This is a genomic window from Parabacteroides sp. AF39-10AC (assembly GCF_003635405.1).
GTDB classification, from domain to species: domain Bacteria; phylum Bacteroidota; class Bacteroidia; order Bacteroidales; family Tannerellaceae; genus Parabacteroides; species Parabacteroides distasonis.
The window spans coordinates 76,278-89,602 of sequence record NZ_QTLP01000019.1 but is presented as its reverse complement, the minus strand read 5'-3'; the positions used below and the strand labels follow the sequence as shown (position 1 = coordinate 89,602).

General features: G+C 48.9%; 12 protein-coding genes. 11 read left to right on the top strand and 1 reads right to left on the bottom strand.

The window, feature by feature from the left end; translation table 11 throughout:
• Positions 1-20: 20 nt before the first annotated feature.
• The 10 genes from DW033_RS16670 (at position 21) to DW033_RS16625 (ending at position 9,587) form a co-directional block, all read left to right on the top strand.
• Entirely contained in the window at positions 21-911 is an 891-nt protein-coding gene (locus DW033_RS16670) for an HlyD family secretion protein (RefSeq protein ID WP_048927395.1), read from the top strand.
• Positions 889-1,809: an ABC transporter ATP-binding protein gene (locus DW033_RS16665; protein ID WP_226768337.1), complete on the top strand. Its 921-nt coding sequence runs from the start codon at positions 889-891 to the stop codon at positions 1,807-1,809. The genes DW033_RS16670 and DW033_RS16665 overlap by 23 nt, the downstream gene beginning before the upstream one ends.
• Positions 1,810-1,994: 185 nt before the next feature.
• Complete coding sequence (locus DW033_RS16660; RefSeq protein ID WP_005856443.1) at positions 1,995-2,729, top strand: ABC transporter ATP-binding protein; 735 nt, start codon at positions 1,995-1,997, stop codon at positions 2,727-2,729.
• Between the two features lie 3 nt (positions 2,730-2,732).
• Positions 2,733-3,818: an ABC transporter permease gene (locus tag DW033_RS16655; protein ID WP_122379722.1), complete on the top strand. Its 1,086-nt coding sequence runs from the start codon at positions 2,733-2,735 to the stop codon at positions 3,816-3,818.
• A 3-nt stretch (positions 3,819-3,821) separates the two neighbouring features.
• Positions 3,822-4,913 (top strand): ABC transporter permease, encoded by a 1,092-nt coding sequence (locus tag DW033_RS16650; RefSeq protein ID WP_008771944.1) that lies wholly within the window; start codon positions 3,822-3,824, stop codon positions 4,911-4,913.
• A gap of 63 nt (positions 4,914-4,976) precedes the next feature.
• Positions 4,977-6,296 carry a gluconate:H+ symporter gene (locus DW033_RS16645; protein ID WP_057318793.1) on the top strand — a complete coding sequence of 440 codons (1,320 nt, stop codon included), beginning with the start codon at positions 4,977-4,979 and terminating at the stop codon, positions 6,294-6,296.
• 18 nt (positions 6,297-6,314) lie between these two features.
• Entirely contained in the window at positions 6,315-6,836 is a 522-nt protein-coding gene (locus DW033_RS16640; protein ID WP_005856451.1) for a DUF4833 domain-containing protein, read from the top strand.
• A 40-nt stretch (positions 6,837-6,876) separates the two neighbouring features.
• A complete protein-coding gene (locus tag DW033_RS16635; RefSeq protein WP_005856453.1) occupies positions 6,877-7,350 on the top strand; it encodes a RidA family protein in 474 nt (157 codons plus the stop codon).
• Between the two features lie 3 nt (positions 7,351-7,353).
• Positions 7,354-8,457 (top strand): D-TA family PLP-dependent enzyme, encoded by a 1,104-nt coding sequence (locus DW033_RS16630; RefSeq protein WP_008780489.1) that lies wholly within the window; start codon positions 7,354-7,356, stop codon positions 8,455-8,457.
• 47 nt (positions 8,458-8,504) lie between these two features.
• Positions 8,505-9,587, top strand: coding sequence for a dipeptidase (locus DW033_RS16625; RefSeq protein WP_005856457.1), 1,083 nt, complete (start codon positions 8,505-8,507; stop codon positions 9,585-9,587).
• A 116-nt stretch (positions 9,588-9,703) separates the two neighbouring features.
• Here DW033_RS16625 and DW033_RS16620 read toward each other — a convergent pair whose 3' ends face one another.
• Entirely contained in the window at positions 9,704-11,248 is a 1,545-nt protein-coding gene (locus DW033_RS16620) for a HAMP domain-containing sensor histidine kinase (RefSeq protein ID WP_036614327.1), read from the bottom strand.
• A gap of 196 nt (positions 11,249-11,444) precedes the next feature.
• Here DW033_RS16620 and DW033_RS16615 point away from each other — a divergent pair, with 196 nt between their 5' ends.
• Complete coding sequence (locus DW033_RS16615; RefSeq protein ID WP_122382954.1) at positions 11,445-13,316, top strand: glycoside hydrolase family 127 protein; 1,872 nt, start codon at positions 11,445-11,447, stop codon at positions 13,314-13,316.
• Positions 13,317-13,325 lie beyond the last annotated feature (9 nt).

The following is a 13,325-nucleotide window of genomic DNA, read 5'->3' as shown; positions in this document are numbered from 1 at the left end:
ATGACAAATACAATTGATTTATGAGACATTTGATTTTTATCAGCTTATGTAGCCTTCTATGGACGGCTTGCGGTAATACAGACAATGATTTTGACGCTTCCGGTACCTTTGAGGCAACCGAGATCTTGGTATCTTCGGAAGCCAACGGAAAGATCATGGAACTGAATATCGAGGAGGGCGATCGCTTGGATGCCGGCGCCATCGTGGGTTACGTGGATAGCACCCAGCTTTTTCTGCGGAAGATGCAACTCTCTGCCAGCCTTCGCTCGGTAGATATTCGCAAGCCGGATATCCGTAAGCAGATCGCTGTCTTGGAACAACAAATCGCCACGGCTAAGACCGAGCAACAGCGACAGGAAAACTTGGTGCGTGCGAAAGCGGGTAACCAAAAGCAACTGGACGATATCGTGAATAACATCAAATATCTCCAGAAACAACTGGATGCCCAATACTCCTCCTTAAGCAAGACGACGGGAGCTGCCGACGCCGAGGCGGAGGGCCTGCAATACCAGATCATGCAATTGGATGATCAACTGATGAAAAGCCGTATCCTCAATCCCCAGACCGGTACGGTATTGGTGAAATACGCCGAACCGGGAGAGGTGACGGCGGCAGGCAAACCGCTTTACAAGATCGCCGATACGGACTTGCTTTATCTCCGTGCCTATGTGACGGCGGATCAGTTATCCCACCTGAAACTAGGGCAATCTCTCAAGGTCTTCGCCGACTATGGGAATGATCGCCGGGAATACCCCGGTACGATCACGTGGATCTCCGATAAATCCGAGTTTACCCCGAAAGGTATCCAGACGAAGGACGAACGGGCTAATTTGGTATATGCCATCAAGATCGCCGTCCGCAACGATGGTTATCTGAAGATCGGGCAATATGGGGAGATTAAATATGAATAACGAGATTCATATAAATCATATCACCAAGCGTTATGGCGATGTCGAGGCCTTGCGGAATCTGTCGCTGGAGATCGGCTCCGGTGAGTTGTTCGGGTTGATCGGTCCGGATGGGGCGGGAAAGACCACCCTGTTTCGTATCCTGACCACGTTGTTGCTGGCCGATAGCGGTACCGCCTCTGTCTGCGGCTTGGACGTGGTGAAAGACTTGAAGGAGATCCGTCGGCGGGTAGGATATATGCCCGGCCGCTTCTCGCTCTACCAAGACCTGACAGTAGAGGAGAACTTGAACTTCTTCGCTACGGTCTTCAATACGACGATCGAGGAGAACTACGATCTGGTACGGGATATCTATAGTCAGATAGAGCCGTTCAAGCATCGGCGGGCGGGGAAGCTGTCCGGTGGTATGAAGCAGAAGCTGGCTTTGAGTTGCGCCTTGATCCATCGTCCGGATGTCTTGTTCTTGGATGAGCCTACGACGGGGGTCGATCCTGTCTCCCGCTCTGAGTTCTGGGATATGCTGGATCGTCTGAAACGGCAAGGCATTACGATACTTGTCTCTACGCCTTATATGGATGAGGCCTCCCGTTGCGACCGTATCGCTTTGGTGCGTTCTGGGGAATGCCTGTCTATCGATACGCCGGTAGGTATCCGTACCTCATTCGATAGGCGGCTATACGCGGTGCGATGCGCATCGATGTATAAGTTGTTGGGAGACTTGCGGGAGTTCCCGGATACAAACTCGTGTTTCGCTTTTGGAGATGCTCATCATCTTACGTTGAGGAGGGATGGGGAGGATGTCATGAGGCGATTACAGGAATATCTGAAAGGCAAAGGTTACGCGGACGTAAGCATCGAACGCCTTGAGCCAAGCGTTGAGGATTGTTTCATGGCCTTGTAAGAGAGGGGATGTGTCGCATTTCCCCAAGATTCGACCTCGCGTCGGGTGCGAAGTCGAATCTTGGAAAAATACGGGGCTTGCGTCGGGCGCGAGGTCGAATCTCGGGGAAATGCGGGGCCTCGCGTTGGGCGCGAGGTCGAATCTTGGGGAAATGCGGCATTGTAATTATGAAATAAGGATAAAAAATGAAAGCGATAGAAGTAAAACAACTGACCAAACGTTTCGGCACCTTCACCGCCGTCGATCATATCAGTTTCGAGGTGGAGCCGGGCGAGATATTCGGCTTCCTCGGGGCAAACGGGGCAGGGAAGACCACCGCCATGCGTATGCTCTGCGGCCTGTCGGTCCCGACATCCGGCGAGGCCCGGGTAGCCGGTTTCGATGTCTACCGGGAGAGCGAGTCCATCAAACGGAATATCGGATACATGAGCCAGAAATTCTCCCTATACGGCGATCTAAAGGTATGGGAGAATATCCGTCTCTTCGGCGGTATCTACGGTTTGTCTAAACGGCAGCTGTCCCAGAAAACGGATGAGTTGCTGGATATCCTCGGGCTGGAAAAGGAGCGGAACACCTTGGTCGATTCCCTGCCCTTGGGCTGGAAACAGAAGCTATCCTTCTCCGTGGCGATCATCCATGATCCCAAGATCGTTTTCTTGGATGAGCCTACCGGAGGCGTCGATCCCGTCACCCGCCGCCAGTTCTGGGAGTTGATCTATGAAGCGGCTGCCCGGGGGATCACGATCTTCGTCACCACCCATTATATGGATGAGGCGGAGTATTGTAACCGTGTCTCCATCATGGTAGACGGAAAGATCGAAGCGTTAGACAGTCCCTCCGCCTTGAAACGGGATTTTAAGACAACGAATATGAACCAAGTCTTCCACGCCTTGGCTCGAAAAGCAACGAGAGGAGAATAAACGATGAAACAATTCATATCCTTTGTTAGAAAGGAGTTCTATCACATTTTCAGGGACGCACGCACGACAATGATCCTCTTGCTCATGCCCGTTATCCTGATCATCTTGTTCGGATATGCCATCACGACCGAGATCAAGCGTGTGCCGATCGCTATTTTCGACCAAAGCCGGGATGAGCTGACACTGAAGATGGCAGACCGCTTGAATGCCAGCGAGTACTTCGAGCTGTATACGACCGTCGATAGCTATGAGGATGCCGGGGCCTTGTTTCGGCAAGGAAAGGTACACGTCATAGTTGTCTTCCCCCCCGGGTACGCTTCCACGGCCGATGCCCAAGTACAAGTCTTGGCGGACGCTACCGATCCGAACGAGGCCACGCAGCTAATCGCCTATTGCTCGGCGATCATCGCGGAACAGTTGAAAGGCGAGTCGGCGGTTGAGGGTAAAGCCGTGACCCCGGTTACCTCTTTGCTCTACAACCCTCAAATGAAAGGCGCCTACAACTTCGTTCCCGGCGTGATGGGCTTGATCCTTATCCTTATATGCGCCATGATGACCTCGATCGGCATCGTGAAAGAGAAGGAGATGGGAACGATGGAAGTCCTGCTGGTCTCCCCGTTGAAACCCATCTACATCATTCTGGCCAAGGCGATCCCATACCTATTGCTGAGTATGGTGAATATCGCTACGATCTTGCTACTATCCTATTTTCTGCTGGACGTTCCGATAAAAGGCAGCCTGCTGTTGCTGGTTTCCGTGTCCATCCTGTATGCGATCGTATCCCTCTGCCTGGGCCTGCTGATCTCCACGGTAGCCGATACCCAGCAGGCGGCTATGTTGATCAGCGGTATCGCCTTGATGCTTCCGATCATGTTGTTGAGCGGCATGATGTTCCCGATAGAGAATATGCCGGATATCCTGCAATGGTTCTCCCATATCGTTCCGGCCAAATGGTATATCATCGCCGTGAAGGACGTGATGATCAAGGGGCTTCCCGCCGTGTCGATCTTGAAGGAGATCGGGATATTGTCGTTCATGGCGGTCGTGCTGGTGTTCTTGAGTGTGAAACGTTTTAAAATACGATTATAAGCTATGTTACGATATTTGTTAGAGAAAGAGTTCAAGCAGATCCGTCGGGACCGGTTCATGCCGAAGATTATCTTCATCATCCCGATCATGCAGTTGATCATCTTACCTTTTGCCGCTAATTTCGAGATGCGAAATATTAACCTTAGCATCGTGGACAACGATCATTCCGTCACCTCCATGCAATTGGTAGATAAGGTACTATCCTCCGGATATTTCCGCCTGACAGACCGGTCGGATCGTTACGACGAGGCGCTGACCTCGGTGGAGAGCAATGAGTCCGATATCATTCTGGAAATCCCCTCTGATTTCGAGCGGGACTTGGGTAAGGAGGGCAGGGCGGACGTGATGATCGCCGCTAACGCCGTGAACGGAACTAAGGGCGGCTTGGGTAGCTCCTACCTCTCCTCGATTATACAGGATTTCAATAGGGAGAAAGGTTTCGCCTCTATGGGATCGGGCAGGGGAGTGGCTTCGATTAACCTGTTCAATCCCCACTTGAGCTACAAGATCTATATGGTTCCCGGCATCATGGTATTCTTGCTGACGATTATCGGGGGATCGATCTCCGCCTTGAATATCGTGAGCGAGAAGGAGAAAGGGACGATCGAGCAGATAAACGTCTCGCCCGTACCCAAGTCCCTGTTCCTGCTGTCGAAGCTGATCCCTTTCTGGGTGATAGGCTTTGTCCTGCTGACGGTGGCGATCCTCATCGCTTGGCTGATCTACGGCTTGGTGCCGGAGGGGAGTTTCGGGGTGATCTATTTGTTTGCCGCCGTATATTTGATCGCTTTTACGGGATTTGGCTTGGCGATCTCCTCCTTCTCGTCCACACAGCAACAAGCGATGCTTACGGCGTTTTTCTTCTTGATCATTTTCGCCTTGCTAAGCGGATTGTTCACGCCGATCAGCAGTATGCCGGAATGGGCGCAGAAGATCACGCTGGCGAATCCGGTGCGTTATTTCGTGGAGGTGATGCGTATGGTCTATTTAAAGGGGAGCGGCTTTGCCGATTTACGGGGACATTTTGTGATTGTCTGTCTATTTGCTGTTTTTTTTAATCTGTTAGCGGTAATTAGTTATCGTAAAAAGGGGTAGTTCGGAAATAAATGTTTTCTTTGTATCCCGTTTACGGATTATAAACTAATACAGCGAAAAAACATGTCATTTATCATTGTCGTACTTTGTTTGGCCTTATTGATTGTCTTGATATCCTACTTTAAGGTGGATGCTTTCATCGCGTTTCTGATCTCCTCTATCTTGGCGGGCATCGCTTTGGGCATTCCGTTGGAGAAGCTGCCGGACTCGGTGAATAACGGTATCGGGAGTATCTTGGGTGGGTTGACGTTGATTATCGTATTAGGCGCTATGCTAGGCAAGTTGGTGGCCGAGAGCGGAGCGGCACAGAAGATCGCTTCCGTGATGGTGTCGCTTTTTGGTACTAAGCATATACAATGGGGGCTGATGGTGACAGGCTTTGTCGTGGGTATTCCGTTATTTTATGGGATCGGATTTGTGTTGTTGGTGCCATTGATCTTCTCGATCGTGTATAAATACAAGCTTCCGGCGGTCTATATCGGGTTGCCGATGTTGGCGGCGTTGTCCGTGACGCATGGATTCCTGCCCCCGCATCCGTCTCCGGTAGCCTTGGTGGTACAATTCAACGCGAATATCGGCCTTACGCTGATCTACGGTTTATGTTTGGCGATTCCGGCTATCATTATCGCCGGGCCGGTGTTCGGCAGTCGGTTGAAACATATAAAATCCGGTCCGGTCACGTTGTTCGAGCAGAAAGAGGATAGCGGGAGATATAGCATGCCGGGCAAGGCGAATAGTTTTATCAGCGCTACGTTGCCTGTCTTTTTACTGATTATCGTGACGGTTATTCCTTATTGCTTTAAGGATATGGGCGAGATGGCGAGCGGGATAGTCTCTTTTATTGGTGCTCCTTCCATTGTAATGCTGATCGCCTTGTTGTTCGCTACATATACGCTGGGCATCCGGCAGGGACGTAGTATCAAGTCGGTTATGGCAGTCTATGGGGAGGCCGTGAAAGATATCTCTATGATCCTTTTGATCATCGCGGGTTCCGGTATCTTCAAGCAGATCATGGAGGATAGCGGGGTAAGCAATGAGCTGGCGACAAGTCTGGAGCAATTGCCCGTTCATCCGTTGATCTTGGGTTGGTTGATCTCTGCCGTGATCCGTTTGTGCGTGGGATCGGCTACGGTGGCGGCGTTGACGGCGGCGGGCGTGGTGATGCCTTTAGTTACGCAAACGGGTGCGAACCCGAACTTGATGGTTTTATCTTTAGGAGCGGGTAGCTTGATGTTCTCGCATGTCAACGATTCCGGCTTCTGGATGTTCAAGGAATATTTTAACCTAAGCATAAAGGATACGATCTGCTCATGGTCTATCATGGAGACGATCGTGTCGGTCGTAGGATTGATCGGGGTAATGATCTTAAATTTGATTGTATAACAAAAGAATGATTGAGCAATGAGAAAGAGATGGCTGCTTAGTATCGTTATTATGCTTTTCCCTTTCGTCGCCTCGTTTGCGGCGGACCCGGAGGAAGGTACTTATCCAACGGTCGGGAGGCTTTTTCATATAGCACGAAGCGTGAATAAGAACTTGGTTTGTTACGATGTGAATCTGAGGGATGGTAAGCTGGATACACATGATCCCTTGAACGTTTATTGGGTCAATCGGGAAAAGCATCCGGGGGAAACCAATGGCTTGAGCTATATCCAACGGAAAATGGCTTATGGGTATAAACTGATCTCGGCGAGTGATAATGCTTGTGTATGCTCATTGACCGCTTATCCCTCCCGCCAGTTGACGATTACCAAACGTGATTCCCGCTATGTATGCTACATAACGATCAACAACCAACAGGCGATTCTCCAATCCCTCTACGTTAAAGCCAGCTCCAAGAATCCTTTAAGCGTCGAGTATGTAGAGCTACAAGGAATCTCTGTCGCCACGAATCAACCGGTAACGGAAAGAGTCAGGAAATAGATCAATATATTTTTTTACTAACATATAAATGAAAGAAATTATGAGCATGATTAACGCAGATGAGAATTTTGAGAAATTAGGGTTGACCTTACCTCCCGCACCGGCTCCGGCCGGAGTTTACAAGCCTTGTGTGATAGATGGCAAATACCTGTATCTTTCCGGTCACGGGCCTGTGCGGAATGATAAATCCTTGATCATCGGACGTATCGGTAAGGACTTGACGATGGATGAAGGCAAACTCGCCGCCCAGCAAGTAGGACTTACCATGTTGGCGACCATCCAGGCGAACCTTGGTAGCTTCAACAAGATAAAGAGAGTGATCAAGGTATTGGGTATGGTAAATTGTACGCCCGATTTCGGAAAGCATCCTTATGTGATCAATGGCTGTAGCGAGTTGTTCGCCGCCGTATGGGGGCCGGATAACGGTGTAGGTACCCGTAGCGCCGTAGGATTCGGTTCTCTTCCCGATAATATTCCTGTAGAGATAGAGGCTTTGTTCGAATTATACGAATAAGCCATGGACGATTGGTACGTCATAAGTAATGTAGACCGGATAGACTCGCCAGCCTTGGCGTTCTATCCGGATCGTATTTCCGGCAATATCGAGTTGGCCAAGAGGATCATAGGCGATACGAACCGGCTTCGTCCGCACGTGAAGACGAATAAGGCGGCTGAGGTATCCCGCATGCTGCTGGATGCCGGAATCCGGAAGTTCAAGTGCGCTACGATTGCCGAGGCCGAGATGCTGGGGCATATGAATGCCCCCGATGTATTATTAGCCTATCAGCCGGTAGGCCCGAAGATTTCCCGCTTATTAGATTTGATAAAGGCATATCCCGCCACCCATTACTCCTGCTTGGTAGATCAAGCGGAGAATGCCCGTGCGATCTCGGCTCTTTGCGAGGCCGGGAATATCACCTTGGATGTCTTTATCGATCTGAACGTGGGAATGAATCGTACCGGAGTCCTCCCGGAGAGAGCGGAGGCGCTGGTGGATGCCATCCTGCCGCTGAAGTCTCTGCAGATTATCGGGTTGCATGGCTACGACGGACATATACATGACGCGGAGCTATCGGTACGTTGCCAAGGCGCGGATGCAGCGTACGCCTTGACCGAACGTGTGTTCCGGGAGATATCCCGCAAGTTTGCCTATCCATTGGTAAAGGTGATGGGAGGTACTCCTACATTCCCGATGTACGCGAAGCGGAAGGATTGCGAATGCAGTCCCGGCACGTTTGTGTTCTGGGATTGGGGGTATGGAAACGCTTATCCGGATATGCCGTTCAAGGTAGCTGCCTTATTGATAACTCGGGTCATTTCCGTGCTGGATGAGCATCATGTTTGTGTAGATCTTGGTTACAAGGCGGTAGCCTCGGAAAGTCCTTTGCCCCGTGTGTTTTTCTTGAATCATCCGGAGGCGAAACCTATCTCCCAGAGCGAGGAGCATCTGGTCTTGGAAGTCCCGGACAGTCGGCTCTATCCATTAGGTTCCGTATTCTATGGCATTCCCGTTCATATTTGTCCTACGGTCGCTTTATACGACAAGGCTTATGTGATCCGGGATCGTGAGGCGATCGGCGAATGGCCTATCATTGCCCGTTCACGTCGCATCACCTATTAACGGTAATCAAATTTTCAATTATCAATTATCAACTCTCAATTAATAAAATGAATAAGCCATTTATTATCGACGCCCATCTCGACCTTAGCATGAACGCTTTGGAGTGGAACCGGGATTTGCGTGAACCCCTAAAAGAAATCAATCGGAGAGAAATCGGTATGACCGATAAGCCCGACCGTGGAAATGCCACTATATCGTTTGAGGAACTGCGTAAAGGAAACGTCGGGTTAGTAGTCGCCACCCAGATCGGTCGCTATGTAGGGCCGGATAATCCACTTCCCGGTTGGCATTCCCCGGAACAAGCTTGGGCGCAGACCCAAGGCCAACTCGCTTGGTATAAGGCGATGGAAGAGGAGGGCCAGATGGTCATGATCCGGGATAAGAAGGCCTTGGAAGCGCATCTGGCTCTTTGGAAAGACGGTGAACCCGCCGACAAGAAGCCGATCGGTTATGTATTAAGTATCGAGGGCGCCGACTCGTTCATCACGGTGAATCATGTGGAAAGGGCGTATGCTTATGGCTTGAGGGCGGTTGGCCCGGCACATTACGGCCCCGGAAGATATGCCAACGGTACGGATTCTACCGGTCATCTGAATGCCATGGGGAAAGAGTTGTTGCGTACCATGGATCGCTTGGGTATGATTCTTGACGTGACCCATTTATGTGATGAGGCTTTCTGGGATGCATTGGATTTGTATAAGGGACCGATTTGGGCGAGCCATAACAACTGTCGGGCCTTCGTAGATCACAACCGCCAGTTTAGCGACGAGATGATCAAGGCGTTGATAGAGCGTGGCGCCGTGATTGGTATCGCCCTAGACGCTTGGATGATGGTACCGAACTGGGTGCGAGGCGAGTCTACTCCAAGAGGCATGAACTGTGGAATGGAGATTATGGCGAACAATATCGATCATGTCTGCCAATTGGCCGGAAACGCGAACCATGTGGCTATCGGCAGTGATCTGGATGGTGCTTTCGGTACGGAGCAATGCCCGTATGACCTAGTAACGATCGCCGATCTCCAAAAGATATTCCCGATCCTTCAATACCGTGGCTTTACGGACGATGCTATCAACCGTATCGCCTCTGGTAACTGGATTGAGTTCTTACGGAAGCATTTGCCGGAATAAGCTACTGCAACCCGGGTTGCAGTGATACCGCGATGCGGATGCAGTGTTACTACAACCCGGATTGCAGCGTCACTGCATCCGCATCGCGGTAAAAAGACAAACACGGTGAGTCTATTTTATATCTGCAATACCAAGACGAACCGGCATCCCTTCTTATATTCCTTATCGATAGATAGGGTTCCGTTTAATTTACTAGCCATCAGTGCGCAGATGGGTAATCCCAAACCATCGCCTTGCGCTAGATCCTTCGCCTCATTGAATGGCTTGAATAAGTTCTCTTTTAGATCATCCGGTATGCCTGTACCATTATCGGTAATGATAAATTGGCAAACATGAGCGCCTTTCCGTTTAAATTCCAGACGGATGTTACCGCTGGAAGTATATAATGCGGCATTCTTTAACAAATGTAATAAGACTTGCTCCAGATGCTCGGCGTTCGTCTTAATCTCCAATTGGGGCACGTCTGTTACGAGATTGACCTCCGGCTGAATATCCCCTTTAACCTTCTCCACGATTTTCTTACTGAAGTTTCCTACATTAAAAGAACTAACCTCATACGGTTCCATCAACGTATTCTCCAAGGAGGAAAGCTCTTGGATATGAACCGTAAACTGTTTCAAAGCCTCTACCCGTGTCCATACATCCTCGGCCTGCTTCGGAGCTACCGCCTGTAATTCTTTGGCGGATGCGCTAAGCTTGTTCAAGGTAGGCTCCATCTGAACCGATATGTTTTGGATGAATTGGGCTTGTTGTTCGCTATGCTCGTTTGTCGTCTGGATGATTTTCTTTAATTTCTTGTTCAGCACAATAAAGCGTAATAGAAGGAATCCTAAGAAAAGTAAGGCAGCTATCAGGATTACCACGAATGTGATAAGTCCGACAATCATATATTGCTTAACAGACAATTTATCGTCTTTCTCCTGTATTGTCTGTAGGCTCTGATCGTATTTTTGTTGTAATGCCCCTAGTTTATCCTCTGCCGTAAGAGCTTTTACGGAATCCGTCCATACGATGTATTTGTCGTAGGTACGTTCCATCAGTGGGGCGTTGTTTGCCTTACGAGCGATAGAGATCAGGTTCCGGTAGCAATCGTTCACCTTCTCGTATTCTTTTTTCTCCTTATACTGGTTGATCAGTTTCTGGAAAGCAGCATCCCCCTGCTCGTTTTGCCCGAACGTATAATAATAACCTGCTTGGGTATATAATAAATTGTTCGATAACTTCTCATCGCCCGCTTGGCTGGCCAGATTATCTAATGTATTGAGTTGAACTTGCGCTTGGGCGGCGTTCTTTAGCTTAATATACATTTCCAACCGCTCTTTCGTTACTTGGAAGCGTTGCTCATAGAGCGATTTCTGCAACTTCTGTTCCTCGGTTAAGATGAATTGGTTCATCTGGCGGCAAAGATCGAATGCCTCTTGGTAATAATTCTCGCGATAATATAGATAAGCCGCCTGCGTACCGGCATCGATCGCCTGTTTGTAATCACCTTTTTGGGATAAGCTCTTGTAAGCTTGTAAAAAAAGATAACGAGCTTTGGTGTAGTCTTTTTTTTCCAGGCTGCTTTGTGCCTGTGTCATAAATTGATTCGTCGTGTTTTGCGCCTGTGTGACAGGGTAGAAACAAAGCATAAAAGATAGTAAAAGATAAATGACCCTCATAACTTAAATTTTTTTGAAGTAAAAATATGTATTTACTGGGATTCATACAAAATATATCAGGGGAAAAATAATAGATATTTTATTTTAAGATACGATTTGTGTGTCAATATTCATATTTATTTTGTCAATTCTGAAAGTTCCGAACAAGTGGAATGTGCTATCTTTATCACATTTATTAACCTTAAGAATTGTGTTTATGAGTATATCCGTATTAACAAAAGGCATGTCGTGTCTATTCTTTTGTTTTTGTGTTTGTTGTATGAATGCGCAAGTAAGAAACACTGATCCTGTACGTCACTTGAGGATATCCGGTTATTTGGGGCAACGGATCGACGCTTGTATCGAGTATCGAGTGAAAGCTCAAGATGTGGATCATTTGGTGGAACCTTTCCGGCATAAGGAAGAGACCTCGCGCTGGCAATCGGAATTTTGGGGAAAATGGATACAAGGGGCGATCGCCTCATACCGTTATGATAAAGATCCTGAGTTGTACAAGATTATTAAGAATGGAGCGGAATTGTTGATGGAAACCCAATTGCCGAATGGATATATCGGTAACTATTCCGAGGAAGCACAGTTGAACCAGTGGGATATATGGGGGCGAAAATACACGGCTTTAGGTTTGATCGCTTATTATGACTTATCCGGGGATCGAAAAGCTTTGGATGCCGCCTGCCGGGTGATCGACCATTTGATGACGCAGGTGGGACCCGGAAAAGTGAATATCGTGACGACCGGTAATTATATAGGAATGCCAAGCTCTTCGGTACTTGAGCCGGTGATGTATCTGTATAATCGTACCCGGCAAGATAAATATCTGGATTTTGCCAAGTACATCGTAAAGCAATGGGAGACTCCGGAAGGCCCTCGATTGATTAGTAAGGCGATTGCGGATATTCCTGTCGCCGGACGTTTCCCACATCCAAAGGTTTGGTTCTCTCCGGAGAATGGACAAAAAGCATATGAGATGATGTCTTGTTATGAGGGCTTGTTGGAACTTTACAAGGTCACTAAGAATCCATTATATTTATCTGTGGTGGAGAAAACGATGAATCATATAATCAATGAGGAAATCAATGTGGCCGGTTCTGGTAGTGCGTTCGAGTGCTGGTATGGAGGCAAGGCGTTACAGACCTATCCTACTTATCATACGATGGAGACTTGTGTGACGTTCACGTGGATGCAGATTTGTGACAGGATGCTCGGACTAACCGGAAATTCCTTATATGCGGACCAGATCGAGAAGGCTATGTATAACGCTTTACTAGCCTCGCTGAAAGCGGATGCCTCTCAAATAGCGAAATACAGTCCGTTGGAGGGCTGGCGGCATGAAGGAGAGGAGCAATGCGGTATGCATATCAATTGTTGCAATGCGAATGGACCTCGTGCTTTCGCGATGATTCCGCGGTTCGCTTATCAGGTAAACGGCAGACGTATCGATGTCAACCTATATGCGGCTTCGAGCGTGGAGGTAGAGTTGGATAAAAAGACGAGGGTGTCGATGACGCAGGAGACGGACTACCCGATAGATGGGCAAATCCGGATTGTGGTGGAACCGGAGAAGACGAGTGATTTTACGATCGCCTTGCGTATCCCGGCGTGGAGTGAGCGAACTGTGGTGTCTGTCAATGGTGAGCCTTTAACGGATCTGTTGGCTGGAGCATACCTACCGATTCATAGGACTTGGGAGAAAGGGGATGAAATTACGGTGGAGTTGGATATGCGGGCTCGCTTGGTGGAGCTGAACGAGGCTCAAGCGATCGTAAGAGGCCCTTTGGTGCTGGCTAGAGATAGCCGCTTTAAGGATGGAGATGTGGATGAGGCTTCCGTGATCGTCAGCAAGGATGGTTATGTGGAATTAACTCCGGTACAAGCCCCCGATTTCGCTTGGATGGCTTTTACCGTTCCTATGGTTTTAGGAACGGATTTGGAAGGAAACGGCAAGGCTCGCCCGATTCATCTGTGCGATTTCGCATCAGCTGGTAATACGTGGAATCAGGCAGAACGTTATAGAGTGTGGCTACCAAAAACATGGAATGTCATGCGTACGCCTTATAAACCTTATTGAGCGGTTCAC

Excerpts from the sequence above, each read along its gene's own strand:
- DW033_RS16670 (WP_048927395.1), top strand. The coding sequence starts at position 21 with ATGAGACATTTGATTTTTATCAGCTTATGTAGCCTTCTATGGACGGCT.
- DW033_RS16665 (WP_226768337.1), top strand. The coding sequence starts at position 889 with ATGGGGAGATTAAATATGAATAACGAGATTCATATAAATCATATCACC.
- DW033_RS16660 (WP_005856443.1), top strand. The coding sequence starts at position 1,995 with ATGAAAGCGATAGAAGTAAAACAACTGACCAAACGTTTCGGCACCTTC.
- DW033_RS16655 (WP_122379722.1), top strand. The coding sequence starts at position 2,733 with ATGAAACAATTCATATCCTTTGTTAGAAAGGAGTTCTATCACATTTTC.
- DW033_RS16650 (WP_008771944.1), top strand. The coding sequence starts at position 3,822 with ATGTTACGATATTTGTTAGAGAAAGAGTTCAAGCAGATCCGTCGGGAC.
- DW033_RS16645 (WP_057318793.1), top strand. The coding sequence starts at position 4,977 with ATGTCATTTATCATTGTCGTACTTTGTTTGGCCTTATTGATTGTCTTG.
- DW033_RS16640 (WP_005856451.1), top strand. The coding sequence starts at position 6,315 with ATGAGAAAGAGATGGCTGCTTAGTATCGTTATTATGCTTTTCCCTTTC.
- DW033_RS16635 (WP_005856453.1), top strand. The coding sequence starts at position 6,877 with ATGAGCATGATTAACGCAGATGAGAATTTTGAGAAATTAGGGTTGACC.
- DW033_RS16630 (WP_008780489.1), top strand. The coding sequence starts at position 7,354 with ATGGACGATTGGTACGTCATAAGTAATGTAGACCGGATAGACTCGCCA.
- DW033_RS16625 (WP_005856457.1), top strand. The coding sequence starts at position 8,505 with ATGAATAAGCCATTTATTATCGACGCCCATCTCGACCTTAGCATGAAC.
- DW033_RS16620 (WP_036614327.1), bottom strand. The coding sequence starts at position 11,248 with ATGAGGGTCATTTATCTTTTACTATCTTTTATGCTTTGTTTCTACCCT.
- DW033_RS16615 (WP_122382954.1), top strand. The coding sequence starts at position 11,445 with ATGAGTATATCCGTATTAACAAAAGGCATGTCGTGTCTATTCTTTTGT.